Here is a 25,039-nt window from a genome sequence, read left to right on the forward strand (position 1 = left end):
AAAGTCTTGACAAAGCACATTAAAATCTATATAATTACAACTCTTAAAAACATTGGGGTATCGCCAAGCGGTAAGGCAACTGGTTTTGGTCCAGTCATTCAGAGGTTCGAATCCTCTTACCCCATCCACTTTTTAAATCCAAAATAACACTTATCGCGGAGTAGAGCAGTGGTAGCTCGTCGGGCTCATAACCCGAAGGTCGGCGGTTCAAATCCGTCCTCCGCAACCAAATGCCCCATATCTTTATCATCTAAAAACTAAGCACCAACCCCCACACCATCACGTATATCCTCTACACCTAGATGGACATAGTGTAGGCTACTCTTAATATCAGTATGACCCATAAATTTTATCAGTTTATGAGCATTAAATCCCTTCAAACTCACTAACCTAGAAGCCACTGTATGGCGTAATACGTATAATCCGTGAGTAGTGTTACTCCCTGCATATCCTAAATGGTTTCTTACGGCCCACCACATACGATTTGCTGTATCGTGGTTTAGATGAGTTATAGGGCATTTATTTAAGGTAGATCTTTGCAGTTATCATAAGCCCCTTGAGATATCCAGTAGTAAGCCATACGAAGCACTTGGTCGTCTCTTGTTTCAGTAAAGAGTTTGCGAGAGCCTCTATTTTACTTACGCTCTTAGCTATTTCTAAGCGTTGTTTTATGGCTTTGAAGACTAGAATAGTTTTGTTTTAATATGTAAAAAGAAAGATTAGTAAAAATAGGTTTCATAACTTTTAAATATAAAAAGAGAAATTCCCACCTAGTATTGTTTTATGGATTATTAGTATAAATTTAAAAATGCAGAAGGGGCGAATGCCCCTAATTATTATTTTAAAGTTTGGATGTATTCAGCTACTGCTTTTGCATCTTCGTCGCTCATTGGAGTAGCGATCGGTTTCATCATAGCGCCAAGACCAAATTTATTTGCTCCTGTTTTATAACCCTTTAGTGCCTCTTCGATAGCTGCTGCATCAAGAGATGTTAAAGCTGGAACTTTATTATTGAACATTTTTTCAGCTTTTGCACCATGACAGGCGATGCATTTTTTGTAGATAGCAGCACCATCTGTAGCAAAGGCAGCAGTTGAAAGTAGAGCCGCAACGCTAGAAACAATTAGTAATTTTTTCATTTTTCATCCTTTGTAAAAAAGTTTATGCATTATAGTACAAAAAGGTAAATTCGCAAGAAGCTAGTTAAAATATTTTGGCTATAATCACAAAATGAATAAAAATGAGCCTATTAAAGCACTTTTTCTGGATAGAGACGGCGTAATAAACGAAGATGCTGGATATGTTTACGAGATAAAAGATTTTAAATTTATCGATGGCATTTTTGATGCGTTAAGGGAATTTGCTGGGGCTGGCTACAAGCTCTTTATCGTAACAAATCAATCAGGTATCGGCAGAGGCTACTACACGCAGGAGCAGTTTGACGCTCTAACTAAATTTATGCTTGAAATTTTCAAAAAAGAGCAAATTTTTATCACCAAAGTCTATTTTTGCCCACATGCCCCAGAGGCGGATTGCGCTTGTAGAAAACCAAATCCAAAGATGATACTTGATGCCTGCAAAGAGTTTGACATAGACCTTGGAAACTCGCTCATGATAGGCGATAAGCCAAGCGACGTTGAGGCTGGCAAAAGAGCAGGTGTTGGTAGAAATTTCTTGCTTGATGGTATAAATTTTAAAAATGTAAGAGATGTTTTAAATAAGCTAAAAAAGGAAAAATCACTATGAATTTAAATGGAAAAAATATAGTTATAACTGGCGGCGCTGGCTTTATAGGCTCAGCCTTGGCGCATTATTTTGATGAAAATTACAAAGATGCTCACGTGCTTGTCGTGGATAAATTTAGAAACGATGAGACATTTAGCAATGGCAACTTAAAAAGCTTTGGACATTTTAAAAATTTACTAGGCTTTAAGGGTGAAATTTACGCCGGCGACATCAACGATCCTAGCACACTTGAAAAGATAAAGAGCTTTCGTCCAGGCGTTATCTACCACGAGGCAGCGATCTCAGATACGACCGTAAAAGAGCAAGACGAGCTAATAAAAACAAATGTAAACGCTTTTGTAAATTTGCTCGATATCTGCGAAAGTTTGGGCGCAAAGATGATCTACGCAAGCTCAGGTGCCACTTACGGCAACGCAAAGAGCCCACAAACCGTTGGCGAGTGCGAAGCACCAAATAACGTCTATGGCTTTAGTAAGCTAAGCATGGATAATATCAATAAAATTTACGCAAAGCGCGGTGTGAGCGTGGTTGGACTGAGGTATTTTAACGTCTTTGGTAAGGGCGAGTTTTTCAAAAACAAAACCGCCTCAATGGTACTTCAGTTTGGCTTACAAATTTTAGCTGGCAAGACTCCAAGACTCTTTGAAGGCAGCGACCAGATCAAAAGAGATTTCGTCTATATAAAAGATATCATTGACGCAAACATAAAAGCACTTGATGCGCCAAGTGGCGTCTATAACGCAGCTACTGGCAAGGCTAGAAGTTTTCAAGATATCGCTGACATCTTGCAGCGTGAGATCGGCGTAAATTTAGGCAACGAATACATAAAAAACCCATTTATCGGCTCATATCAGTTTCACACCGAGGCTGACGTGGCCCCAGCTAGAGAGGCATTTGGCTTTAGTGCTACGTGGAGCTTAGAAGAGGCGATAAAAGACTACTTGCCAGAGATAAAGAGAATTTATAAGGAAGAGATAAATGGCTAAGATAGTTAAAATTTTAGTCGTCGGCGATCTCATGTTAGATCACTACATATGGGGCAGCTGCGAGCGCATCTCGCCCGAAGCGCCAGTGCAAGTAGTAAAGATAAATGACGAAACCTACACGCTTGGTGGTGCTGGCAATGTGGTGAGAAATTTGCTTTCCCTTGGCGCAAATGTGAGTGTGGCTAGCGTTTTAGGCGATGATGAGGCTGGTAAAAAGATAAAAGAAAGACTTGCTGAGCTAAACGTAAAAGATGAGCTTATACTCACCGAAAAAGGACGCGAAAGCTCGATAAAAAGCCGTATCATGGCGTCTCACCAACAAGTTGTCAGGATCGATAAAGAGAGCGTTGTAAAGATAAATTTAGAAGATGAGCTCATCTTAAAAGTCAAAGAAAACCTTGCAAATTTTAAGGCTGTCTTGCTAAGCGACTATGGCAAAGGCGTGCTTAGCGAAAAAGTCTGCCAAGAGATCATAAATGAGTGCGTGAGATTAAATATCCCAGTGCTCATAGACCCAAAAGGTAGCGACTACTCAAAGTATAAAAATGCAACCCTTCTAACGCCAAATAAAAAAGAGGCGAGCGAGGCTACAAATTTAAAGATAAAAGACAAAGCTGAGCTTGAAAAGGCGATAAAAAAGCTAAAAGACGAGCTAAATTTGACCTATTCGCTCATCACGATTTCAGAAGAGGGCATAGCGCTATATGACGACAGGCTGCACATTTTTGCTGCTAAAGCAAAAGAGGTCTTTGACGTCACTGGTGCCGGAGATACGGTGCTTGCCACACTTGGCTATATGCTGGCAAATGGGGCTGACATAAAAGAGGCGATCAAGATAGCAAACCTCGCAGCAGCAGTCGTCGTGGCAAAGATCGGCAGTGCAACGGCTAGTTTTAGTGAGATCGAGCAGCTGCTAAATAGCTCATTTGGAGCAAATTTCGAGCATAAGCTTAAAAGCCTTGAAGAGCTAGAGGAAATTTTGAGCCAAAAGGATAAGAAAAAGGTCGTTTTCACAAATGGCTGCTTTGATATCCTGCACGCTGGGCACGTAAAATACCTAGCCCAAGCAAGAGAGCTTGGCGATCTTTTGGTCGTTGGGCTAAACTCGGACGCTTCAGTTAAGAGACTAAAAGGCGATGAGCGCCCTATAAATTCGCAAGATGATAGAGCCTGCGTGCTAAGTGGGCTTGGATTTGTTGATTATGTCGTCATTTTTGACGAGGATACGCCTTTAAATTTGATCACCAAAATAAAGCCAGACGTACTTGTAAAAGGGGCTGACTATAAAGGCAAAGAGGTCATTGGCAGCAAGATCGTAAAAGAGGTCAGGCTGATTGACTTTGTCGAGGGCAAAAGCACAACAGGGATAATAAAAAGGATAAAAGATGCTAAAAACGATGATAAAAAATGAGCTAGAGGCTCACCAAAAGACCTTTGGCGAGCATGTAAATTTGCTTGATAGCCTAGAGCGCGCTTGCCAGATGGTGGCTGATACGCTAAAAAACGGTAAAAAGGTGCTAATATGTGGCAACGGCGGCTCTGCAGCGGATGCTCAGCACTTTGCGGCTGAGCTAACTGGCAGATATAAAAGCGAGCGTCAAGCGCTCCCAGGCATCGCGCTAACCACCGATACTTCGGCACTTACAGCTATTGGTAACGACTACGGCTTTGACTATGTTTTTTCACGTCAGCTTGAGGCTTTAGCTCGTCCTGGCGACTTGCTTGTGGCGATATCAACAAGCGGAAATAGCAAAAACGTCCTTGAAGCGATAAAAAGTGCAAAGAAAATAGGCGTATCGGTACTTGGACTTAGTGGCAAAGGTGGTGGAGCGATGAATGAGGGCTGCGATCTAAATTTGGTCGTTAGCTCAAGCGACACTGCAAGGATACAGGAGTCGCACATATTTTTCATTCACACGATCTGCCAGGCCGTAGATGAGGCTTTTAGGGGTTAATATGCAAGAAGCGATGGATAAATTTTTAAATGAGCCTAGCCAACAAAATGAAGTAAATTTGATATCGGCTTTAAAAAAGGCTAGCTTTTTCGCTCCAGTACTTTTAAACCAGGCACTTGCAAAGCCTGATGGTGGCGTAGTTTATGAAGAAGAGGGCTCAAACATCAAATTTATTTTGCTTGAAGATGAGGGCGAAAAGCTTAGCTATTTTCCGGCATTTACAAGCAAAGAGGCGATGAGGCTTTGGCGAAACGATAGCGAGCAAGAGAGCATAGAGATAGGGCTAAAAGAGTATCTAGCTATGCTAAAAGAGAGTAGCTACGCTGGAGTCGTGATAGATGCCTTTAGCTACGATTTTATTCTTAAAAAAGATCAGATAGAAAAAATTTTGAACTAAATTTTGCTTTATAAAAAGAAATTTTTGTTTTACTATAGAGATCTTTCGTGTTGCACAAATTTGCTATTTAGCAAGTTTTTATTAATTTTAAGCTAAAATCAGCCAAGCTAAATTTAAGGAAAAAAATGAAAGACAATCTACTTGAATTAACCCAAGATATCGCTTCAGTTGATATCGAAGAGTCTATAAAAACTAGCTATCTTGACTACTCCATGAGCGTTATCGTCGGTCGTGCTTTGCCTGACGCTAGAGACGGATTAAAGCCAGTACATAGAAGAATTTTATACGCTATGGACAATCTTGGCGTTGGTAGCAGAAGTGCCTATATGAAGTCAGCTCGTATCGTCGGCGAAGTCATCGGTAAGTACCATCCACACGGTGATACGGCAGTTTATGACGCACTCGTTCGTATGGCTCAGAAATTTTCTATGCGTTATCCAGTCGTTGATGGACAAGGAAACTTTGGTTCGATTGACGGCGACAGCGCAGCTGCGATGCGTTATACCGAAGCTAGAATGACCATGCTTACTGAAGAGCTTTTAAAAGATATCGACAAAGATACGGTTGATTTTGTACCAAACTACGACGATAGAGAGGTCGAGCCAGATGTTTTGCCTAGCCGTGTGCCAAATTTATTATTAAACGGCTCAAGCGGTATCGCGGTTGGTATGGCGACAAATATCCCACCACATAGCCTTGATGAGCTAATAGACGGTCTTTTGCTACTTCTTGAAAACAAAGAGGCGACACTTGAAGAGGTGATGGAATTTATAAAAGGTCCAGACTTCCCAACTGGCGGTATCATCTTTGGTAAAAAAGGCATCATAGAGGCCTACCGCACAGGTCGTGGCAGGGTCAAACTAAGAGCCAAAACTCACATAGAAAAAAAGCCAAACAAAGATGTCATAGTAATCGACGAGCTGCCTTATCAAACAAACAAAGCAAGGCTTATTGAGCAGATCGCTGAGCTTGTAAAAGATAAGCAGATAGATGGCATCAGCGAGGTTAGAGATGAGTCTGATAAGGACGGCATCCGCGTCGTCATCGAGCTAAAACGCGACGCTATGAGCGATATCGTGCTAAATAATCTCTTTAAATCAACCACGATGGAGAGCACTTTTGGCGTTATTATGCTTGCTATCAATAACAAAGAGCCAAAGGTATTTAACCTTATCGAGCTACTTAAGCTATTTTTAAACCACAGAAAAACCGTTATCATTAGAAGGACGATATTTGAGCTTGAAAAAGCGCGCGCAAGAGCCCACATTTTAGAGGGTTTAAAGATCGCACTTGATAATATCGACGAGGTGATCGAGCTTATTAGAAATAGTGCCGATACAGCGGTTGCTAGAGAAGGCCTGATGAGTAAATTTAACCTCTCAGAACTTCAAGCAAACGCTATCCTTGATATGCGTCTAAGCAAGCTTACAGGCCTAGAGAGAGAAAAACTAGAGGCCGAGCTAGCTGAGCTTATGGCTGAGATCGCAAGACTTGATGAAATTTTAAAGAGTGAGACATTGCTTGAAAATTTGATCAAAGAAGAGCTTCTTGAAATCAAAAATAAATTTAAAGTACCAAGAGTTACTGAGATCGTTGATGACTACGATGATATCGATATCGAAGACCTCATACCAAATGAAAATATGGTCGTAACCATAACTCACCGCGGCTACATCAAGCGTGTGCCAAGCAAGCAGTACGAGAAGCAAAAACGTGGTGGCAAGGGTAAAGTAGCGGTCACGACATACGACGATGACTTTATAGAGAGTTTCTTTACTTCAAATACTCACGACACGCTTATGTTTGTGACAGACCGCGGACAGCTATACTGGTTAAAGGTCTACAAAATCCCAGAGGGAAGCCGCACGGCAAAGGGCAAAGCAGTTGTAAATTTGATCCAGTTGCAGCCTGATGAGAAGATTAAAGCGATCATCCCAACGACTGACTTTGACGAGAGCAAATCGCTAGCATTCTTTACTAAAAACGGTATCGTAAAACGCACAAATTTAAGCGAGTTTAAAAACATCCGTTCAGTTGGCGTAAGAGCGATCAGTCTTGATGAGAATGATGAGCTAGTAACTGCGCTCATCGCTCAAACATATGATGATATGCCGGTGACTGACCCTGAAAATGAGCTAAGCGTTGAGACTGAAGTACTTGAGATAGAAGAGATACAAAACGAGATCGACGAAGACAATGCAAACGCCGAAGAAGACGCAAACTCAGGCAATGAGACAATGCTATTTGTAGTGACTAAAAAAGGTATGTGTCTTAAATTTAAGATTAGTAAGGTTCGCCAAATGGGAAGAACTGCACGCGGCGTAACTGGCATCAAATTTAAAGAGCCAGGCGATGAGGTCGTAGGCGCAGCAGTCATCGAAAGCAATGATCAAGAAATTTTAAGCATATCTCAAAAAGGTATCGGCAAGCGCACAACCGCTGATGAGTACCGCTTGACAAATCGCGGCGGTAAAGGCGTCATCTGTATGAAACTAACAAGCAGAACAGGCGATCTGATCGGTGTTGTGATGGTTGATGAAGAGCAAGATCTAATGGCTCTAACATCAAGTGGCAAGATGATCAGAGTTGATATGCAAACCATCCGCAAAGCAGGACGTAACACAAGTGGTGTGATCGTTGTAAATGTCGATGGCGATGATGTTGTAAGTATTGCAAGATGCCCTAAGGCAGATGATGGCGAGGACGAGGACGAAGCACCAAGCGAAGATATGGGGCTTTTGGAATAAATTTTGCTATTAAAATTTAAATAAAAGCATAAAAAAGGTTGTTTATGAAGGTTAAAATTTTATCTTTTACTTTGATGATTGCTATTTTTGGTGGCTGCTCATTTAACGGCTTTATGGGCGAGCCAACTAACACATCAAACCGCAACGTAGTCATCCAAAAGGTCGATAAAGACGATCTTAGAGAGGTGATGAAAAAAGAGAAGATGATATATGATAGCGCTCCAAGAGAGACCACTTTTAGAGCCACAGGCGAGGGCATAGCTCCGCTAAATTCGCTCTCATACGCTCAGTCAGTTACACTTGCAAAAAGAGCGGCGATGGCTGATGCCTATTCGCAGCTTGCTGGCAAGCTTTATGGCGTAAAGATTAACGCTGAAGACACTGTAAGAGACGCGATGCTAAACGACTCATCTATCACTTCAAAGGTTCAAGGTCTTGTCAAAAACGCAAGGATCGTGAATGAAAATTTCAAAGACGGGCTTTATAAGGTAAATATGGAGCTTAAGATAGACGAAGATAAGTGGCGAGAAGTCTTTTCTTACTAACGATACTTTTAAATTTTGCCTTTTGCCTAGAGGAGTTTATCTTCTGGGCGAAGGTTGATACAAAAAACCAAATAGTTGCCTTTGAAGAAATTTCATTTTCAAAGGCGATGACCCTTTCGCCAAATCCAAAACCAAAATTTCTTTGCCAGATAGATGCCTTTAAAGATGAAAACACCACAACTCTTGGCTTTTTAAATTTACACAAAGATGAGATATTTGACTGCTTTGCCTTAAAAAAAGTTATGATAAAAAATGAGCTTCATGTCAAAAATGCACAGATATCAAACGCTTCAAATTTGAAAATTTTGCCAGTTAGATTTATGGTGGAATTTAAGCCAAAATCCGCTATCATCGGTACACTTCAATAAAAAAGAGATCAAATGAATATCGTCATAGTAGAAGATGACATCAATATGCGAAAGTCGCTTGAGATCGCGCTTGGTGAGTATGATGAGCTAAATATCAAAAGCTATAAGAGCGCAGTTGAGGCTCTAAAAAAGCTAGGCGAGGACACTGATCTAATAATCACCGACATAAACATGCCAAAGATGGACGGACTAGAGTTCATTAAAGAGCTAAACGGCAAATTTGACGTCATCATAATGACTGGAAACGCCACACTTAACAAGGCGATCGAGAGCGTTAGGCTTGGCGTGAAGGACTTTTTAACCAAGCCATTTGACGTCTCAACGCTTTACAAGGCGATAAAAAGGGTAGAGGCGCTAAAGCAAAAAACTCCAAAAAGCATAAAAAAAGTTGAAACTAAAAGCGAAAATAACGGTTTTTTAGCCACTTCAAAGGCGCTTGAAGCTACGCTAAATATCGCGCTAAAAGCTGCAAGAACCGATGCTTCAATAATGCTTATTGGTGAAAGTGGCGTTGGCAAGGAGGTCTTTGCTAAATTTATTCATGCAAACTCACCTAGAAAAGATGTGGCATTTATTGCTTTAAACATGGCAGCGATCCCTGAAAATTTGATAGAAAGTGAGCTTTTTGGCTTTGAAAAGGGCGCATTTACTGATGCAACCACAACCAAACAAGGGCAGTTTGAGCTAGCAAATGGCGGAACGCTATTTTTAGATGAGATCGGCGAGATGCCCATAAATTTACAACCAAAGCTGCTTCGTGCCTTGCAGGAGCGCGAGATAACAAGACTTGGCGCTACAAAGAGCGAAAAGATAGACGTTCGCATCATCTGTGCTACAAACGCAAATTTAGAGCTTGCGATGAGGGAGGGCAGATTTAGAGAGGATCTTTTCTACCGCCTAAACACGATCCCGCTTTTCATCCCGCCACTTCGCGAGCGAAAAGACGAAATTTTACCTATTGCGCAGGATACTTTGGAAAAATGTTGCAAAGAGTATGGCTTTGAGGCTAAAAATTTCTCAAAAGCAGCAAAAGAAGAGCTTTTGAGCTACGACTATCCAGGCAACATAAGAGAGCTCATTTCAGTCGTGCAAAGAGCGGCGATACTAAGCGAGGGCGATGAAATTTTGCCAAATGATCTATTTTTACAAGCCAGAAGCAAAAAATAGCCATAAATTTAAGTAAAATTACAAAAATTAAAAAGAGATAAGGAGAGCAGATGAGAAAATTTAACGTAGCTGTCGTTGGTGCTACTGGAGCGGTCGGCGAAGAGCTTTTTAGAGTGATGGAAGAGGTTGAGTTTCCAGTTGGAGAGCTTTTGCCGCTTGCTAGTGCAAAAAGCGCTGGTAGTGAGATCGAATTTAATGGCAAATATTACAAGGTAAAAGAGCTAACCGAAAAGGTTTTTAGCGAGCATGAGATAGATATTGCTTTTTTTAGTGCGGGCGGTTCAGTCTCAGAGAAATTTGCCAAATTTGCAGCTGATAGTGGTGCAGTAGTCATCGATAACACCAGCCATTTTAGGATGGATAAAGATATCCCTCTTGTTGTGCCAGAGTGCAATCCAAGCGACATTGCTATGTGGAAAAACCGCGGCATCATCGCAAATCCAAACTGCTCAACCATTCAAATGGTGCAAATTTTAAAGCCATTAAATGACGCTTTTGGCATCAACAGAGTTGACGTTTCTACATACCAAGCAGCAAGTGGTGCTGGTAAAGAGGGTATGGAAGAGCTTGTCGTTCAGATGCAAAAATTCTTTGAGTTTAAGCTTGATGAGTGCGAGCCAAAGGTATTTGCACACCGCCTAGCACTAAACGTGATCCCTCACATCGATGTCTTTTTGGACAATGACTACACAAAAGAAGAGATGAAAATGGTCAATGAAACGCAAAAAATTCTTCACAAAAATATAGAAGTTAGCGCTACCTGTGTGCGTGTGCCAGTGCTTAGGAGCCACTCTGAGGCGATCACTATCCACTTTGATAAAGATGTAAGTGCGGATGCAGCTAGAGAAATTTTAAGCAAAGCTCCAAGTGTCGTCGTAGTCGATAATCCAGCAAATAAAGAGTATCCGATGCCTATCATTTCAAGCGATACAAATGAGACTTACGTTGGCAGGATCAGAGTTGATAATTACAGACCTAATGTGCTTCATCTTTGGTGTAGTGCTGATCAGATACGTGTGGGAGCTGCTACAAATGCTGTCAGGATCGCACAAAAGTGGATCGCGATGCAAGAGTAAATAAAAAGGATTTTTATTGCGTAAGATATTTGAAAAAATTTTGCTTGCTAGCAACAGCTTTACACTTTTTCCAGTAGTTTTTGGACTTTTAGGTGCGATCGTACTTTTTATCATCGCAAGTTACGACGTCGGCAAGGTACTTTTAGAGGTTTATAAATATTTCTTTGCTGCAGATTTTCACGTTGAAAATTTCCACTCAGAGGTCGTTGGCGAGATAGTTGGAGCGATCGATCTATACTTGATGGCGCTTGTTCTTTATATATTTAGCTTCGGAATTTATGAGCTTTTCATCTCAGAGATCACTCAGCTAAAGCAGTCAAAGCAGAGCAAGGTGCTTGAAGTGCATTCGCTTGATGAGCTAAAAGACAAGCTTGGCAAAGTGATCGTCATGGTTTTAATCGTAAATTTCTTCCAAAGGGTGCTTCACGCAAACTTTACAACACCGCTTGAGATGGCCTATCTTGCGGCTTCTATCCTTGCACTTTGCCTTGGACTTTACTTCCTTCACAAGGGAGATCACTAAAATTTTAAGCGTTTTTACGCTTAAAATTTCTCCTACATCTTTTCTTTAGCTATTTTTAGGTAATATCCATTTAAAAATTTAAAGGAAATTTGATGATTTTCATAGACGCTTGCCTTAAAAAACCTACCCCATATACGCCTGTTTGGATGATGCGCCAAGCTGGTAGATATTTGCCAGAGTATATGCGAGTACGCGCGCAAGCAGGGGATTTTTTATCGCTTTGCAAAGACTACAAAAAGGCTAGCGAAGTCACACTTCAACCAGTTGAAATTCTTGGCGTTGATGCGGCGATTTTATTTAGCGATATCTTGGTTGTGCCTCTTGAAATGGGCATGGATCTACATTTTGAAAAGGGTGAGGGTCCAGTTTTTACAGAGCCTTTGCGTGATAAAGCCGCACTTGACGCACTTAGTATCGAAAAATCGACTAAAAATTTAGCATACGTCTATGACACGATCAAGCTCACAAGAGAAAATTTAGCCAAAGATAAGGCGCTCATTGGCTTTTGTGGCGCGCCTTGGACGATAGCTACATACATGATAGAAGGCGGTGGCAGTAAAACTTATGCGGTCTGCAAAAAAATGCTCTATCAAAATCCAGAATTTTTACATCAAATTTTAGAAAAAGTGACGCAAGCTCTCATCCTTTACGTCAAAGAGCAGATAAGAGCAGGCGTAAATGCGGTGCAAATTTTTGACAGCTGGGCAGCTGCACTTGAGGAGCAGGCTTATTTTGAGTTTGGATTTAACTACATAAACAAGATAGTTGATAGCGTGAAGGCTGAATTTCCAGAAATTCCAGTCATTGTTTTCCCAAAAGGAATAAGCGGCTATCTGGATAAAATTTCAGGAAAATTTGATGTTTTTGGTGTCGACTGGAGTACACCGATCGAGCTAGCCAAAGCAAAACTTAGCCCAAGATATGTCCTTCAAGGCAACATGGAGCCAACAAGGCTTTATAACAAAAAGGCGATAGATGAAGGCGTGGATAAAATTTTAAGCACGATGAAAGGTGTGCCACATATTTTCAACCTTGGCCATGGAATTTTGCCTGATGTGCCAGTTGAGAATGCAAAATATTTTATAAAACAGGTGCAGACAAAAAGTGCAAGGTAACAAGCCTTGCATCGTCTTTGGACCGATAAATTCTCGCCGTTTTGGCATGAGCCTTGGCATAGATCTAAGTCCAAAGCAAAAATCATGTAATTTTGACTGTGTTTATTGCGAGCTAAGTGGCGCTAAAGTAGTCAATGCGATAGAAAATCCACCAAGTGTTGACGAGATCATAAGCGATTTAAAAGAAGCTTTAAAAACTTATCAAAACATCGACGTCATCACGCTTACAGCAAATGGCGAACCAACTCTCTACCCGCACTTAAAAGAGCTGATAGCAAAAGTAAATGAGCTAAAAGGTAGCGCAAAAACACTTATTTTGAGTAATGGCTCAGGCGTGTGTGATCCAAAAATTTGTGAAGCGCTACATGGGCTTGATATAGTTAAATTTAGCCTGGATAGCGCCGTGCAAAGCACTTTTAAAAAGATAGATCGTAACAAAAGTGGCATAGAAGTAAATGAGCTTATAAAAGCAATGGCTAAATTTCGCAAGGAATTTACTGGCGAGCTTGTGCTTGAAATTTTGGTTGTGGCTGGATTTAACGACAAAGAAGAGGAATTTATAGCACTCAATGCAGCGATAAATGAGATAGCTCCGCACCGAGTGGATATTGGCACGATAGATCGTCCGCCAGCTTATAATGTAAAAGGCGTAGACGCCAAAAAACTAGAGGAGCTAGCCAAGCAGATAAGTGGCGTACCGGTTAATATAGCTAAAGCTCACAAAATAGAGCAAAAGTATAACTTTAGTGAGGATGAAATTTTAGAAATGCTAAGGCGTCGTCCGCAAACTATTGCAAATGTTGAAGAGAATTTTTCTGACTCTTCAAAGCAAACTCTAGCAAAATTCTTGCAACAAGATGTGGTTTATCTAGCCGATGTTGCTGGAGTAAAATTTTATAAATTAAGAGCATAAATGAAAAGAATCCTTACAATACAAGACATCTCGTGCGTTGGCAAATGTTCCCTTACTGTCGCACTTCCGATAATTAGCGCTCAAGGCATTGAGGCGTGCATATTGCCTACTGCGCTACTTTCGACTCACACTGGCTTTAAAAATTTCACATTTCGTGATCTGACTGATGAATTTGACGCGATAACACAAGTATGGCACAAAGAAAATATCGCATTTGATGGAATTTATACTGGATTTTTAGGTAGCTTTAGCCAGCTTGAGCTGATAGAGAAAATTTTTAATGAGTTTAATAGCTCTGCTCCACTAATACTTGTAGATCCTTGCATGGGCGACAATGGCAAGCTCTATCACGGATTTGATGAAAAATTTGTTATGAAAATGCGTGATCTTTGCACAAAAGCTCACGTTATCACGCCAAACATAACAGAGGCAAGCTTTATGTGCGGGATGCCGTTTTTAGGCAGTGACTATACGCAAGATTATATTTTAGAGTTGCTTGAAAGCTTGGCTAGCTTTGGAGTTAGAAAGATTGTGTTAAAGGGCATTAGATACAAGCAAAATGAATGTGGCATCATAGCTTACGACGCAAAGACAAAAGAGAAGGTAGAGTATTTTCACGAATTTTTGCCATTTCATACGAGTGGAACTGGAGATATTTTTGCTTCTGTGCTTTTTGGCTCACTTATAAATGGTGAAAGCATGCAAAATGCTATCAGAAAGGCAGCAAATTTTGTGCTTAGTAGCATTAAAATCACGCTAAAAGACAAGAGCCGCACATGGTATGGTGTGCAGTTTGAAAAGGTGCTTGGCACTCTTGCAAAATAGGCTGGCAAACTACTTATTTAAAATTTTTAATAACACAACGATATGGCAAAGATTTATATTTTTGCTAGCTGTTAGAAGTGCTATATCGCCATGCTCTTTTTCTAGTTTTTTTAACATTTTAAAGCAAGATTGCGCTGTTTCATTATCAAGCTCGAGCTCAAATTTCTCACAAAACTCATCAAATCTAGCTTCTCTATCTTCATGAAACCACTCTCTTAAAGCAGTGCTTGGTGTGATATCCTTTAGCCAAAGGAAATTTGAAAATATCTCTTTTCTTATGCCTCTTGGATAGAGTCTATCAACAAAAGCCGCCTTCATATCCAAACTATCATCTTTGATAAAATCATAAATTCTATAAGCTTTAAACATGTTGTGATTGTAGTCCTATAATGTTTATAAATAAAAAAATATTCTTAGTTATCTTATATTTTTTATACTTGTTTAAATTTTAAGGTTTGTAAAATCAAAGCTCAAATTTTTGATTGTGGTGATAAGAATTAAACTAGGGCTAGAAAATAGTCCTAAAAAGAATAAATTTAAATTAAAGCTCGTTTCGATAAAATCCCAACATAAAAATCACTAAAAAGGTTATCATTATGAGAGGCTATAAAATTTTCTCAGGAACGGCTAATATTGAGCTTTCAAAGAAAATTTCGCAATATCTTTCACTTCCTCTTAGCGAGGCAAGTATAAAAAGATTTAGCGATGGAGAGATCAGCGTGCAAATCGGCGAGAGCGTGCGCGGAAAAGATGTTTTTGTCATTCAGCCAACATGTGCACCGACAAATACAAATTTAATGGAGCTACTTATCTTAACTGACGCTTTAAGACGCAGTAGTGCAAGCTCTATAACAGCGATTGTGCCGTATTTTGGCTACGCTAGACAAGATAGAAAAGCAGCTCCTAGAGTACCGATCACTGCAAAGCTAGTGGCAAACATGATGCAAACAGCAGGTATCGATAGAGTCGTCACTATGGATCTTCACGCAGGACAAATTCAAGGATTTTTTGATATTCCGGTTGATAACCTTTATGGAAGTATTATTTTTAATGACTATGTAAGAGCTAAAAATTTACCAAATCCAATCGTTGCAAGCCCTGATGTAGGTGGCGTGGCTCGTGCTAGAGCCTTGGCTAAAAATCTAAATCTTGACATGGTTATCGTAGATAAACGCCGCGAAAAAGCAAACGAGAGCGAAGTGATGAATATAATCGGCGACGTAAATGGCAAAGATGTTATTTTAGTCGATGATATGATCGATACAGCTGGCACGATCGTAAAAGCAGCTGAAATTTTTAAAGAGCGTGGTGCAACTAGCGTTATGGCATTTTGTACGCATCCAGTTCTTAGCGGGCCAGCTTACGATAGGTTAAAACTGGGCTTTTTAGATGAGCTAGTGGTAACAGATACGATCCCTCTCGCCGAGGAGCTTCCTTGTATAAAAGTGCTAAGTGCGGCTTCATTGTTTGGCGAAGTGATACGCCGTGTATATCACAATGAAAGTGTAAATAGCTTATTTTAATTAATCTTGGCTTTTGTTTTGAGTGTTTCAGGCAAAAGCCAAATCTTCTTTATCTATTGTTTTTAGAATTACTTGATTAAAATTTTAACTCTGATAAATCAAAATTTATAGTAAAAAGATAAGCTCTATTAATAGCTGGGATTTTTAAAATTCTAGCCCTCTCTTTAAAAATTTTTGGCATTATGGCTTTACAAAATGGAGTTACTAGAAGGTAAGCATATGCGTATCCGACAGCGATCTTACCGCTTAGCACCACGCTTGTTTGCTTTGCTAAATTTGCACTTAGCTCATCTTTTTGAGCTTTACTTAGAAGCACGTTTAGCTCTTTTGCCGCCATATCAACGCCTCGTATCGCATTACTATCATTTTTTATGATAAAAATTTCATCACTTATTTTTGTGATATTTGGCATTAAAATTTGTCTATCAGCTTCTAAAAACTCAAAGCTTTTTTGCACGCCACTAAAATATCTATCCAAAAATGACTCACTAAAATTTAGCCGAACAAAGCTTCTTTTAAATTCACCTTTTAAATTTGTCTCATCGATAAAATAGCGTAAATTTCTCTCGTCAAGATAGTTTTGAAGCTCTTTTTTGCGTAAATTTAAAAGCGGCCTAACTAGCCAAAAGTACTTTCTTCTTTCAAGCTCACTCATGCCAAAGAGCTCTTTTAGTCCAGCACCCTTACTAAGCTGCATCAAAAACCACTCAAATTTATCGTCAAACTGATGCGCTAGGATCAAATTTTTATAACCAAATTTTTGACAAATCTCACCAAAAAACTCATATCTTGCCTCGCGCGCGTTTTTTTCAAAATTTGACTTATCTAAAAAAACGCTTTTAGTATAAATTCTTTTACCAAATTTATCTGCGAGCTCTTTTGCACTTTTTATCTCGCTTTTACTTTGCTCTCGAACATTGTAATCAACCATCGCTAGATCAAATTTGATCCCAACCTCTTCTAAAATGTAAAAAAGTGCGGTGCTATCTATACCGTGCGAGAAGGCTAGTAGATTTGCACCTGAGCTTAGCTTTTCTCGCACATTTTGGCTTATCATTTTGCTTTTTTGATGATTTTAGCGATTAGTTTTTGATCGACCACGTCAGTGGCCTCGCAAAGGTAGAGTAAGCCGATCTCAAGCTCTTTTACATCGCTCTCGTTTATTAGAATTTCGCCGTCTATATCTTTGTCCCAGATATCTTTTTTGGCTGCGTAAAACATCTCACCCTCGCTACTTTCGCCCTCAAGAGAAGCATAAATTTGCTTGCCAATCTCTTTTTGCAAGCTCTCATTTATCGATTTTTTGGTGATCTTTTCTATCTTGTTTAGTCTTTTTGAAATGATCTTGGCTGGGATTTGCTCCATTTCAAAAGATGCTGTGTCTTCTTCTTTTGAGTAGGCAAAGGCTGAAATTCTATCAAATTTAAACTCTTCTAAAAATTCGCAAAGCTCCTCAAAATCCTCCTCGCTCTCTCCTGGATGACCCACGATGACACCAGTTCGTAAGAATGAATTCTCGGCATTTCTCATTAAATTTAAAAGCTCTTTTATCTTTTTAGCGCCACTTCCACGCTTCATTATCTTTAGCATGTCTTCGCTAATGTGTTGGATCGGCATGTCAAAGTAGTTGTGAAAGACAGGCGAGGCGATGATACGCTCAATTAGCTCCTTACTAGTCGTGCTTGGATAGAGATAAAGTATCCTGGCACTCCTTACTCCCTTTATCTTTTCTATCTCGTCTATTAAATTTATAAGCCCGTCGCTAACGCCTTGATCGCGCATATATGAGCTTGAGTCCTGAGATAAAAAGCTAAAGTCGTAGTAGCCTTTTTTGACTAAATTTCTGACCTCGTTTACGATGTTTTCAAGCGAGCGTGATTTTAGCTTGCCTTTAAAAGTTGGAATGGCACAAAAACTACATTTTTGGTTACAGCCCTCTGAAATTTTGATGTAGGCATGGTAGTTTGAGCCAGTTATCACACGCTCTTCATTTGCTTGCAGATAAGTTTGCGGGCTAAATAAATTTTGCTTTTTCAAGATGATCTCATCGATCTTGTCATAGTCAGCCACACCGGTAAAGAGATCAACCTCTGGTAGCTCTTTCATGAGTTCGTCTTTGTAACGCTGCATAAGACAGCCAGTTACCACCAGTAAAGAGCCATTTTTACGAGCTTCGTGCATCTCAAGTATGGTTTGTATGCTCTCTTCTTTGGCGGATTTGATAAAGCCACAGGTATTTACGATGATAACGTCAGCATCACTGATATCATCCGTGATGTCGTAGTTTTGCAATCTACCAAGCATTATTTCTGAATCAACTAAATTTTTATTGCAGCCAAGTGAAATTAAGTGAAGTTTTGGCATTTTTATATCCAGATATTATCTATTAGCCTAGTTTTGCCAACATAAGCTGCTACTAAAATGATGGTGTTATTTTTTTCTATTTTGGAAATTTCATTTAAATTTCTATCCGTAATAGCGACATAATCAACCTTTAGTGGCTCTAACACTTCAAGCATCTTTGTTTTGATCTCACTTGCGTCTTCCTCGCCGTTTTGGATCAAATTTTGTGCTTTATTTAGTGATCTTGAAAGTCTTAGAGCATTACATTTATCTTCGTCGCAGATATAGACATTTCTACTTGAAAGCGCAAGTCCATCCGGCTCTCTAACGATATCGCAAGCCACTAGGCTGGCATTTAGAAAAAATGTCTTTATCATATTTTGCACGATGATTAATTGTTGTGTATCTTTTTTGCCCATGTAAATGCTATTTGCACGAGTTAGGCGAAATAGCTTGTTTAGCACCCTTAAGACGCCATCAAAGTGGCCTGGTCTAGTTTTGCCCTCTAAGATGGCTGAAAATTTCTTTGGAGCGACGATTAGAGGCTCATCATCAAAATAAAGCTCATTAGTATCTGGGATAAAGATAGCACTAACGCCATTTTGCTCACAAATTTTAATGTCGTTTTGTTCATTTCTTGGGTATTTGTCTAGGTCTTCGCCTGGTAAGAATTGAGTTGGATTAACGAATGTTGAGACGATACTTATCTCATTTTCGTTCACGCATTTTTTGATAAGGCTAACGTGTCCGTCATGAAGTGCGCCCATGGTCGGCACAAAACCGATCTTTGCGCTTGTGCTAGAGACGAAATTTTGAAGTTCTTTTATGGTCCTTATGATTTGCATTTTGACTCTTTTTGTTTGAAATTTTAACTTGGCATTGTAACAAAAAAGGATTAAAAGGGCGTAAATTTAAAAATGTAAGCAACTTTTGGCTAAAATCGGCAAAAATTTTTGGAGAAAAACTTGGATAGTTACGAATACAACGAGCTTTTAAAGAAGCTACAAACAAAAGTTGAAAACATAGGCTCTATCGTAAAGCCTGAAGAGATAAAGGCTAGGCTAAAAGAGATCGAGGCCACTGAGCAAGATCCTGATTTTTGGCAAGATATCGCTAAAGCAGGGGCGCTAAATAAAGAAAAAACTAAAATTTCAAATATGCTTGCAAAATTTAATGATGCTAATCAGGCAGTAAGTGACGCAAAGGAGCTCTTTGAGCTAGCAAATTCTGAAAATGACGAAGAGACTATAAATTCTCTTTTTGATGACGCTAAAAATTTAGATGAAAAGATAGTAAATCTTGAAATTTCTATGCTTTTAAGTGGCGAAGATGATGGCAAAAACGCGATTGTATCGATCCACCCTGGAGCTGGTGGCACTGAGAGTAATGACTGGGCGAGCATGCTTTATAGGATGTATCTTAGATTTTGCGAGCGCGAAGGCTTTAAGGTCGAGACTCTTGACTTTCAAGAGGGCGATGAGGCTGGGCTAAAGGACGTGAGCTTTATAGTAAAAGGTGAAAATGCCTATGGGTACTTTAAAGCAGAAAATGGTATCCACAGGCTCGTTCGCACAAGTCCATTTGATAGTGCAGGGCGCCGTCATACAAGCTTTTCTAGCGTCATGGTAAGCCCTGAGATAGATGATGACATAGAGATCGAGATCGAGGAAAAAGATCTAAAGATAGATACTTATAGAGCCAGTGGCGCAGGCGGTCAGCACGTAAACAAGACTGAATCTGCCATTCGCATCACGCACATACCAACTGGCATCGTCGTGCAGTGCCAAAATGACCGCAGCCAGCACAAAAATAGAGCCACAGCGATGAAAATGCTAAAATCACGCCTTTACGAGCTTGAGCTAATGAAACAACAAGAGGCGAGCAACAGCGTCGAAAAGAGCGAGATCGGCTGGGGTCATCAGATAAGATCATACGTGCTTTTCCCATATCAGCAAGTAAAAGACAACCGCAGCGGCGAGGCATACTCACAGACTGATGCGATACTTGATGGTGACATCAAAAAGATGATAGAAGGCGTCTTGATCGCTCAAAAGGCTGAGGCGTAATAAATTTACAAAAAGAGATGGGAGCTAAAATTTCATCTCTTTTAGCTTTGTGCAGGCTTCTTCTTTGCCTTTAAAGCAAGCCTCATCAAGATAAATTCTTGCTTTTTTATAGTCATTTTTGCCTAGATAGATAAGCCCTAGATCGTAGCTGGCCTCGCTTGAGCCAAGGCTTGTGGCTTTTTCGTAAAAATATATCGCTTTTTCTAAATTTTTATTGACTCCAAGGCCGTACTCGTAGATATATCCAGCACTTCTTAGTCCGTCTATGTTGCCGTATCTGCCAGCTGTTTCAAACCAAAAAAGTGCTCTTAAAATATCTTTGCTAAAGCCTTTGCCGTCACGAAAACAAATGCCAGTTTGCTGCATGGCTAGAACATTTCCATATTTTGCGTAGTCGTAAAATCTCTTGCAAGCTTTTGGATAGTTACCTTCATTGTATAGATATATAGCATCTGCTATTTGTTCGACCTCTGGATCAAGTGATGGCTCGCTAAGGCCAAAATTTTGTGAAATTTGATCTAACGAACATCCCCAAAATAGTAAAACACTAAACACAAAAATGATAAATTTTTTCATATTTGTCCTTAAAAATTTAGGCGATTTTATCCAATTTTATCTTATAATGCCCGCAAATTTTAAGCAAAAGGAACGATATGGATCATAATGCACTTTTAATCCAGCTTGGCTATAACGTCAATGAAACGACCACTGCTCAAATGTGTAGAATTTTAAACAATACTGATGGTCTTTTGCCAAAGAGCATAATTGAACTAAACGATCATTTAAAGCCGCACCTTTGTTTTGTGGCGATGAGTGGAAGTGAAGATAGACTAAAGATAAAAAATGTAGCTACCGTTAATGAAATAAAAGAGCGAGTTGATGAGATTATAAAAAACTGGGCTAATAAATATAAAATGGAGCTAAAAAAGATAAATGAAACAACTTACTATGTAATTGGAAAGATAAGGGACTAAAAATGAAATATGATATTGTAATTATTGGTTTTGGAAAAGCTGGCAAAACGCTAGCGGTTAAAGCTGCCGCACTTGGTAAAAAAGTAGCTCTTGTAGAGAGATCGCCAAAGATGTATGGAGGCACTTGCATAAATGTTGGCTGCATACCAACCAAACGTCTAATAACAGCCGCTAAAGAGGCAAAATTTGTAAATAATAGCGTTGAAAGCGAATATTACACGCTTAGTGTGGAAAATAAGAATAAGCTAATCTCAGCCTTGAATGCTAAAAACTATGCGATGCTAAATGATAAAGAAAATATCGATGTGATCGATGGTGTTGGCTCTTTTGCTAGTGAAAATAGTGTACTTGTAACAACGCCAAGCGGCGAGAAAAAGATAATAGAGGGCGATTTTATTATCATAAATAGTGGCTCAAAAGAGGCAGATGCTCCTTTTGAGGTTGTAAGCTCAAATGTATTTTCAAGCCAAACTTTGCTTGATCTAAAAAATTTACCAAAGCATTTTGTCATTATCGGTAGTGGTTTTATCGGTATAGAGTTTGCATCAATGTTTGCAAATTTTGGCTCAAAAGTGACTATTATAGGGCGTTCAAAACTACTTAAAAACGAAGATGATGATATAGCTAATAGTGTAAAAGAAGCTCTTAGAGTCCAAGGCATTGAAATTTTAGAGGGTTGCGAGATAGAGTGCATTAAAGAAAATGTATTAAATTTTAAGCAAAATGGCGAGCAAAGATGCCTTAGGGCTGATGCATTTTTGATCGCACTTGGCAGAGTAGCAAATGTAGATGATTTAAATTTAAAAGCTGCTGGAGTTGAGCTAAACGAAAAAGGCTTTATAAAGACAAATGAAAATCTTCAAACAAATGTGCCAAACATCTATGCGGTAGGCGACGTGCGTGGTGGAGAGCTTTTTACTTACACGAGCTTGGATGATTTTAGGATAGTTTATTCACAAATTTTTGGTGATAAAAAGAGAAATACTAAAAATAGAAGCATTCACGCAAATGTGCTATTTACTGATACTCCGCTAGCAAGAATTGGAGTAAATGAAAAAGAGGCTAGTAAATTTGGGCTAAATTTTAAAGAGCTAAAGCTTAGCATGGCAACAGTACCAGGTGCAAAAGTACTAAATCACGATGTAGGTATGCTAAAAGCTATCGTTGATGTACAAAGCGGCGAAATTTTAGGTGCTAGCTTTCACTGCATCTATGCAAATGAGCTGATAAATGAAATCGCAATTGCAATGAATTTAAAAGCGAACGCAAATTTCTTTAAAAATCAAATTTTCACTCATCCAAGTATCAGTGAAGCACTAAATGACTTATTTGGACAATTTTAAAAGGAAAAGAATGAAAAAATATTTATTGCTTTTATCGGCTTTATTTTTCACTGGCTGCTTAAATGTGATTGGTGTAGGACAAAAACAAGATGATTCGTGGCAGCAACCAAAGGATGAAAAAATAGTGCAAAATAAAGAGCAAATTTCAAGAAATGCGATCGAAATTTTAATACCAAAATGCGAAGAAGGCGATGCGGAAGCTTGCAACGATTTGGGTGTAAATTACGAGCTTTTAAAAGAATATGAAAATGCTTTGGCAAATTATAAAAAGGCTTGCGATGCTAAGGTGCAAGTTGGTTGTGCAAATTTGGGCACTCTTTATGAGCTTGGACTCGGAGTTAAAAAAAATCCAAAAAAAGCAATTTCAATTTATAAAGAAAGCTGCAATGGCGGAGGTATGCAAGCTTGCTATCACTTAGGCAATGCTTACAGAAAAGGCGAGATCGTTAAGCGAGATTATTACTTAGCAATGCAAGCTTATACAAATGCATGCAATGCTGGCGATTTGCCAAGTTGTGCCAATATCGGAGCGATGTATGAGCTTGGTCTTGGTGTCAATAAAGACGAAAAAAGGGCTTATGGAATTTATAAAGTCGCTTGCTTTCGTGGGCTAAGTAAGGCATGCCCGCAGATGAAAAGACTAGGCACAAAGCTGGGAATGTAAGTGAAAAAGGTCTTAAATTTTGGTCTTATTTTGGCCATGGGTTTTATGCTTAGTGGTTGCTGGTCTTGGCAAAAGATGGTAAGCTTTGGCTTTTGGCAAAGTGATGAAGAGGTGAGGGCAGAGCGTCTTGAGCTTGAAAAAGAGAAGATGATGCAAAACTGCGAGGGTGGAAATAGCATCGACTGTAACAACCTAGCTGTAAATTTTAGCAACGAAAAAGACTTTGTAAAAGCAAAAGGCTACTACGAAAAAGCTTGCAATGCTGGGCTTGCAACGGCTTGTTCAAATTTGGGTCAAATTTATGAGCAAGGGCTTGTTGATGAGCAAAAAGATATGGAAAAAGCCTTAAGACTATATAAACTAGCTTGTGATAGCGGTGATGGCGTTGGCTGCTATAACGAAGCAATGGGACTAAAGTCTTACATCGAAAGCGAAAATTTAAAAACTCATAAGATAGATAGAAACAAGGCTGAGGCTAGAGTGCTAAGGCTTTTGGCTAAGAGCTGCGAGCTTGAGTACGCTCAGTCGTGCTTTTTGCTTGCAAAGCTAAGCGGCAATGAAGCAAAGGCAGAGGCACTTTACAAAAGAGCCTGCCAACTTGGCAAATGTGTGGAGAAAAAGCAATACTAGTCAAAATACTGTTCTAAAAATTCGTAATAAATCAACAAAGGCTCTTCTTGAGTCTTTTAAAATTTGATGTTTTATTCGAGAAATTCTAAAAATGCCTTCAAATGTGTGCAAATCCGGACAACATCTTGTTTTTTTTTGGGGGGGGGGTAGTCAGTCCTCAATGCTCATATAGCTTGCACCAGCTTCTTTGCTAGCTTCTTTTATCTTGTTTGTTTCTATTGTATAAGTGTAACAGCCACTTAAAACGATATCTGTTGCACCATCTACTTTATATTCATCTACAAATTTTTTAATAGCATCAGATATTGCGTCGTTTTTGTACATTACAGAAGATGGGGTGTCTTTAAGTAACATTTGGCGATATTTTCTACAAGGTCGCCTTGTGTGCTTATATTATTTTTAAATTTTTTAGTTCCTGTACAGTTTTCAAAAACTACTACATCCGCTTCTACACTTGCTCTTCCATATTCAGTAGCTACGATCGAGGCATATTGATAGCCTTTTTATTCTAAAATTTCTTTTATATTGCGTACTATTTTTATGGCACTAAAACTACTTGATAACAATAGATCACAAAAATTATCTTGATTATTAGTATTGCTACTTTTGTAGATGTTGAGCTTATATCAATACCGATGAAATACATAAATTTATGTCTATAAAAATATAATTTCTATAACTAAGAACTTGAGAGAAATGTTATCTATTTGTAGCTTTTTATTAAATGAAATCTAAAATTTTACTTCAACCCAAAAACTTTTATATTAAAAGTAGTATGGATTTTATCCTTTTCGCCTTTCATGACGATAGGAAATTCGGTCTTTACGATACTGTCATAGCTGCTAAGCGCATCTAAAAAGTCATAAAATTTTTGCGGTGTCCTTAGAGAGCTAGTTACATTTAGGCGAAATCTAAAAAATTTCTCACTAGCATTATTATCACTTTCTTCTATTTTACTAAGGCTCACTTCACTGAAAAATTTGGAGGCAAAATCTATAAATTTATCTTTATCAAATTTAGCCTCAAAAGCTGAAATGATAGCTCCATCTTTTTGTTTAGTTGCTTCAAGGGCTTTAAATTTGGCTTCAAATTCATTTTTTACTTTTGTATAAGATGAGGTCTGTGAATAATTT

The 25,039-nt window shown here is 39.1% G+C and carries 29 protein-coding genes and 2 tRNA genes; 22 read left to right on the forward strand and 9 right to left on the reverse strand.

The genetic code is table 11. From position 1 onward, the window contains the following. Positions 1 to 53 precede the first annotated feature (53 nt). Positions 54 to 128 (forward strand) — tRNA-Gln (locus CYP54_RS01205). A 26-nt stretch (positions 129 to 154) separates the two neighbouring features. Beyond that, a tRNA-Met gene (locus CYP54_RS01210) sits at positions 155 to 229 on the forward strand. Between the two features lie 28 nt (positions 230 to 257). Here the strand turns inward: CYP54_RS01210 and CYP54_RS10255 are convergent. Together CYP54_RS10255 and CYP54_RS01220 are read right to left on the reverse strand one after the other, a co-directional pair. Continuing rightward, entirely contained in the window at positions 258 to 542 is a 285-nt protein-coding gene (locus CYP54_RS10255) for a tyrosine-type recombinase/integrase (RefSeq protein WP_430732699.1), read from the reverse strand. 294 nt (positions 543 to 836) lie between these two features. Beyond that, a complete protein-coding gene (locus tag CYP54_RS01220; protein ID WP_103603873.1) occupies positions 837 to 1,139 on the reverse strand; it encodes a c-type cytochrome in 303 nt (100 codons plus the stop codon). Between the two features lie 91 nt (positions 1,140 to 1,230). Between CYP54_RS01220 and gmhB the strand changes: the two genes are divergently transcribed. The 14 genes from gmhB (at position 1,231) to CYP54_RS01290 (ending at position 14,363) form a co-directional block, all read left to right on the forward strand. Continuing rightward, the gene (gmhB, locus tag CYP54_RS01225; protein WP_103603874.1) at positions 1,231 to 1,746 is read left to right on the forward strand and encodes a D-glycero-beta-D-manno-heptose 1,7-bisphosphate 7-phosphatase; all 516 of its coding nucleotides are present in this window, start codon (positions 1,231 to 1,233) and stop codon (positions 1,744 to 1,746) included. After that, positions 1,743 to 2,732 (forward strand): ADP-glyceromanno-heptose 6-epimerase, encoded by a 990-nt coding sequence (gene rfaD / locus CYP54_RS01230; RefSeq protein ID WP_103603875.1) that lies wholly within the window; start codon positions 1,743 to 1,745, stop codon positions 2,730 to 2,732. Before gmhB ends, rfaD begins: the two co-directional genes overlap by 4 nt. Next, a complete protein-coding gene (gene rfaE1, locus CYP54_RS01235; RefSeq protein WP_103603876.1) occupies positions 2,725 to 4,143 on the forward strand; it encodes a D-glycero-beta-D-manno-heptose-7-phosphate kinase in 1,419 nt (472 codons plus the stop codon). Before rfaD ends, rfaE1 begins: the two co-directional genes overlap by 8 nt. After that, a complete protein-coding gene (gene gmhA, locus CYP54_RS01240; RefSeq protein WP_103603877.1) occupies positions 4,118 to 4,687 on the forward strand; it encodes a D-sedoheptulose 7-phosphate isomerase in 570 nt (189 codons plus the stop codon). The genes rfaE1 and gmhA overlap by 26 nt, the downstream gene beginning before the upstream one ends. Before the next feature lies 1 nt (position 4,688). Continuing rightward, complete coding sequence (locus CYP54_RS01245) at positions 4,689 to 5,084, forward strand: SseB family protein (RefSeq protein WP_103603878.1); 396 nt, start codon at positions 4,689 to 4,691, stop codon at positions 5,082 to 5,084. A 125-nt stretch (positions 5,085 to 5,209) separates the two neighbouring features. Beyond that, the gene (gyrA, locus tag CYP54_RS01250; RefSeq protein ID WP_103603879.1) at positions 5,210 to 7,831 is read left to right on the forward strand and encodes a DNA gyrase subunit A; all 2,622 of its coding nucleotides are present in this window, start codon (positions 5,210 to 5,212) and stop codon (positions 7,829 to 7,831) included. 44 nt (positions 7,832 to 7,875) lie between these two features. Beyond that, entirely contained in the window at positions 7,876 to 8,376 is a 501-nt protein-coding gene (locus CYP54_RS01255; protein ID WP_103603880.1) for an LPP20 family lipoprotein, read from the forward strand. Next, positions 8,352 to 8,744: a hypothetical protein gene (locus tag CYP54_RS01260; RefSeq protein ID WP_103603881.1), complete on the forward strand. Its 393-nt coding sequence runs from the start codon at positions 8,352 to 8,354 to the stop codon at positions 8,742 to 8,744. The genes CYP54_RS01255 and CYP54_RS01260 overlap by 25 nt, the downstream gene beginning before the upstream one ends. A 12-nt stretch (positions 8,745 to 8,756) precedes the next feature. Next, the gene (locus CYP54_RS01265) at positions 8,757 to 9,911 is read left to right on the forward strand and encodes a sigma-54-dependent transcriptional regulator (RefSeq protein WP_103603882.1); all 1,155 of its coding nucleotides are present in this window, start codon (positions 8,757 to 8,759) and stop codon (positions 9,909 to 9,911) included. 50 nt (positions 9,912 to 9,961) lie between these two features. Beyond that, positions 9,962 to 10,987, forward strand: a complete 1,026-nt coding sequence (locus CYP54_RS01270; RefSeq protein ID WP_103603883.1) for an aspartate-semialdehyde dehydrogenase — start codon at positions 9,962 to 9,964, stop codon at positions 10,985 to 10,987. A 16-nt stretch (positions 10,988 to 11,003) separates the two neighbouring features. Next, a complete protein-coding gene (locus tag CYP54_RS01275; RefSeq protein ID WP_087578735.1) occupies positions 11,004 to 11,510 on the forward strand; it encodes a YqhA family protein in 507 nt (168 codons plus the stop codon). 92 nt (positions 11,511 to 11,602) lie between these two features. Further along, positions 11,603 to 12,625 carry a uroporphyrinogen decarboxylase gene (gene hemE / locus CYP54_RS01280; protein WP_103603884.1) on the forward strand — a complete coding sequence of 341 codons (1,023 nt, stop codon included), beginning with the start codon at positions 11,603 to 11,605 and terminating at the stop codon, positions 12,623 to 12,625. Between the two features lie 46 nt (positions 12,626 to 12,671). After that, positions 12,672 to 13,538: a radical SAM protein gene (locus CYP54_RS01285; protein ID WP_103603898.1), complete on the forward strand. Its 867-nt coding sequence runs from the start codon at positions 12,672 to 12,674 to the stop codon at positions 13,536 to 13,538. Continuing rightward, positions 13,539 to 14,363 carry a pyridoxamine kinase gene (locus CYP54_RS01290; protein ID WP_103603885.1) on the forward strand — a complete coding sequence of 275 codons (825 nt, stop codon included), beginning with the start codon at positions 13,539 to 13,541 and terminating at the stop codon, positions 14,361 to 14,363. Between the two features lie 9 nt (positions 14,364 to 14,372). Here CYP54_RS01290 and CYP54_RS01295 read toward each other — a convergent pair whose 3' ends face one another. Further along, the gene (locus CYP54_RS01295; protein WP_103603886.1) at positions 14,373 to 14,732 is read right to left on the reverse strand and encodes a DUF488 domain-containing protein; all 360 of its coding nucleotides are present in this window, start codon (positions 14,730 to 14,732) and stop codon (positions 14,373 to 14,375) included. A gap of 227 nt (positions 14,733 to 14,959) precedes the next feature. Between CYP54_RS01295 and CYP54_RS01300 the strand changes: the two genes are divergently transcribed. Continuing rightward, the gene (locus CYP54_RS01300) at positions 14,960 to 15,886 is read left to right on the forward strand and encodes a ribose-phosphate pyrophosphokinase (protein WP_021090753.1); all 927 of its coding nucleotides are present in this window, start codon (positions 14,960 to 14,962) and stop codon (positions 15,884 to 15,886) included. Between the two features lie 76 nt (positions 15,887 to 15,962). On the opposite strand, the gene tilS is transcribed toward CYP54_RS01300, so the two are convergent. The 3 genes from tilS to panC are packed head-to-tail and all read right to left on the reverse strand — an operon-like array spanning position 15,963 to position 19,074. Continuing rightward, positions 15,963 to 16,943, reverse strand: coding sequence for a tRNA lysidine(34) synthetase TilS (gene tilS / locus CYP54_RS01305; RefSeq protein ID WP_103603887.1), 981 nt, complete (start codon positions 16,941 to 16,943; stop codon positions 15,963 to 15,965). After that, positions 16,940 to 18,250, reverse strand: a complete 1,311-nt coding sequence (gene rimO, locus CYP54_RS01310; protein WP_103603888.1) for a 30S ribosomal protein S12 methylthiotransferase RimO — start codon at positions 18,248 to 18,250, stop codon at positions 16,940 to 16,942. Before rimO ends, tilS begins: the two co-directional genes overlap by 4 nt. 2 nt (positions 18,251 to 18,252) lie before the next feature. After that, positions 18,253 to 19,074: a pantoate--beta-alanine ligase gene (gene panC / locus CYP54_RS01315; protein ID WP_103603889.1), complete on the reverse strand. Its 822-nt coding sequence runs from the start codon at positions 19,072 to 19,074 to the stop codon at positions 18,253 to 18,255. A 120-nt stretch (positions 19,075 to 19,194) separates the two neighbouring features. Between panC and prfB the strand changes: the two genes are divergently transcribed. Continuing rightward, positions 19,195 to 20,295: a peptide chain release factor 2 gene (prfB, locus tag CYP54_RS01320; protein ID WP_103603890.1), complete on the forward strand. Its 1,101-nt coding sequence runs from the start codon at positions 19,195 to 19,197 to the stop codon at positions 20,293 to 20,295. 24 nt (positions 20,296 to 20,319) lie between these two features. Here prfB and CYP54_RS01325 read toward each other — a convergent pair whose 3' ends face one another. Further along, positions 20,320 to 20,871, reverse strand: coding sequence for a tetratricopeptide repeat protein (locus CYP54_RS01325; protein ID WP_103603891.1), 552 nt, complete (start codon positions 20,869 to 20,871; stop codon positions 20,320 to 20,322). A gap of 77 nt (positions 20,872 to 20,948) precedes the next feature. Between CYP54_RS01325 and CYP54_RS01335 the strand changes: the two genes are divergently transcribed. Genes CYP54_RS01335 through CYP54_RS01350 form a run of 4 tightly spaced genes read left to right on the forward strand, consistent with a single transcriptional unit; the run spans position 20,949 to position 23,906 of the window. Beyond that, positions 20,949 to 21,269, forward strand: coding sequence for a type II secretion system protein (locus CYP54_RS01335; protein WP_103560313.1), 321 nt, complete (start codon positions 20,949 to 20,951; stop codon positions 21,267 to 21,269). 2 nt (positions 21,270 to 21,271) lie between these two features. Then, positions 21,272 to 22,612, forward strand: coding sequence for a dihydrolipoyl dehydrogenase family protein (locus tag CYP54_RS01340; protein ID WP_103603892.1), 1,341 nt, complete (start codon positions 21,272 to 21,274; stop codon positions 22,610 to 22,612). A 10-nt stretch (positions 22,613 to 22,622) separates the two neighbouring features. Further along, on the forward strand, positions 22,623 to 23,276 hold the full coding sequence (locus tag CYP54_RS01345) for a tetratricopeptide repeat protein (RefSeq protein ID WP_103603893.1): 654 nt from the start codon (positions 22,623 to 22,625) through the stop codon (positions 23,274 to 23,276). Beyond that, complete coding sequence (locus tag CYP54_RS01350; protein ID WP_103603894.1) at positions 23,277 to 23,906, forward strand: tetratricopeptide repeat protein; 630 nt, start codon at positions 23,277 to 23,279, stop codon at positions 23,904 to 23,906. A gap of 150 nt (positions 23,907 to 24,056) precedes the next feature. Here CYP54_RS01350 and CYP54_RS01355 read toward each other — a convergent pair whose 3' ends face one another. Together CYP54_RS01355 and CYP54_RS01360 are read right to left on the reverse strand one after the other, a co-directional pair. Beyond that, a complete protein-coding gene (locus tag CYP54_RS01355) occupies positions 24,057 to 24,260 on the reverse strand; it encodes a 2-hydroxyacyl-CoA dehydratase family protein (protein ID WP_103603895.1) in 204 nt (67 codons plus the stop codon). A 385-nt stretch (positions 24,261 to 24,645) separates the two neighbouring features. Further along, the coding region (locus CYP54_RS01360; protein ID WP_103603896.1) for a hypothetical protein at positions 24,646 to 25,039 on the reverse strand (394 nt) is incomplete at its 5' end.

Origin of the sequence: Campylobacter concisus (genome assembly GCF_002914005.1) — a bacterium.
Lineage (GTDB): Bacteria > Campylobacterota > Campylobacteria > Campylobacterales > Campylobacteraceae > Campylobacter_A > Campylobacter_A concisus_N.

Bases quoted from the DNA above. Each gene is read 5' to 3' on its own strand.
- CYP54_RS01285 (WP_103603898.1), top strand. From the start codon at position 12,672: ATGAGCCTTGGCATAGATCTAAGTCCAAAGCAAAAATCATGTAATTTT.
- tilS (WP_103603887.1), bottom strand. From the start codon at position 16,943: ATGATAAGCCAAAATGTGCGAGAAAAGCTAAGCTCAGGTGCAAATCTA.
- CYP54_RS01270 (WP_103603883.1), top strand. From the start codon at position 9,962: ATGAGAAAATTTAACGTAGCTGTCGTTGGTGCTACTGGAGCGGTCGGC.
- rfaD (WP_103603875.1), top strand. From the start codon at position 1,743: ATGAATTTAAATGGAAAAAATATAGTTATAACTGGCGGCGCTGGCTTT.
- CYP54_RS01355 (WP_103603895.1), bottom strand. From the start codon at position 24,260: ATGTTACTTAAAGACACCCCATCTTCTGTAATGTACAAAAACGACGCA.
- panC (WP_103603889.1), bottom strand. From the start codon at position 19,074: ATGCAAATCATAAGGACCATAAAAGAACTTCAAAATTTCGTCTCTAGC.
- rimO (WP_103603888.1), bottom strand. From the start codon at position 18,250: ATGCCAAAACTTCACTTAATTTCACTTGGCTGCAATAAAAATTTAGTT.
- hemE (WP_103603884.1), top strand. From the start codon at position 11,603: ATGATTTTCATAGACGCTTGCCTTAAAAAACCTACCCCATATACGCCT.
- CYP54_RS01255 (WP_103603880.1), top strand. From the start codon at position 7,876: ATGAAGGTTAAAATTTTATCTTTTACTTTGATGATTGCTATTTTTGGT.
- gmhA (WP_103603877.1), top strand. From the start codon at position 4,118: ATGCTAAAAACGATGATAAAAAATGAGCTAGAGGCTCACCAAAAGACC.
- CYP54_RS01265 (WP_103603882.1), top strand. From the start codon at position 8,757: ATGAATATCGTCATAGTAGAAGATGACATCAATATGCGAAAGTCGCTT.
- CYP54_RS01340 (WP_103603892.1), top strand. From the start codon at position 21,272: ATGAAATATGATATTGTAATTATTGGTTTTGGAAAAGCTGGCAAAACG.
- CYP54_RS01325 (WP_103603891.1), bottom strand. From the start codon at position 20,871: ATGAAAAAATTTATCATTTTTGTGTTTAGTGTTTTACTATTTTGGGGA.
- CYP54_RS01290 (WP_103603885.1), top strand. From the start codon at position 13,539: ATGAAAAGAATCCTTACAATACAAGACATCTCGTGCGTTGGCAAATGT.
- CYP54_RS01300 (WP_021090753.1), top strand. From the start codon at position 14,960: ATGAGAGGCTATAAAATTTTCTCAGGAACGGCTAATATTGAGCTTTCA.
- rfaE1 (WP_103603876.1), top strand. From the start codon at position 2,725: ATGGCTAAGATAGTTAAAATTTTAGTCGTCGGCGATCTCATGTTAGAT.
- CYP54_RS01345 (WP_103603893.1), top strand. From the start codon at position 22,623: ATGAAAAAATATTTATTGCTTTTATCGGCTTTATTTTTCACTGGCTGC.
- CYP54_RS01295 (WP_103603886.1), bottom strand. From the start codon at position 14,732: ATGTTTAAAGCTTATAGAATTTATGATTTTATCAAAGATGATAGTTTG.
- CYP54_RS01335 (WP_103560313.1), top strand. From the start codon at position 20,949: ATGGATCATAATGCACTTTTAATCCAGCTTGGCTATAACGTCAATGAA.
- gyrA (WP_103603879.1), top strand. From the start codon at position 5,210: ATGAAAGACAATCTACTTGAATTAACCCAAGATATCGCTTCAGTTGAT.
- CYP54_RS01245 (WP_103603878.1), top strand. From the start codon at position 4,689: ATGCAAGAAGCGATGGATAAATTTTTAAATGAGCCTAGCCAACAAAAT.
- gmhB (WP_103603874.1), top strand. From the start codon at position 1,231: ATGAATAAAAATGAGCCTATTAAAGCACTTTTTCTGGATAGAGACGGC.
- CYP54_RS01220 (WP_103603873.1), bottom strand. From the start codon at position 1,139: ATGAAAAAATTACTAATTGTTTCTAGCGTTGCGGCTCTACTTTCAACT.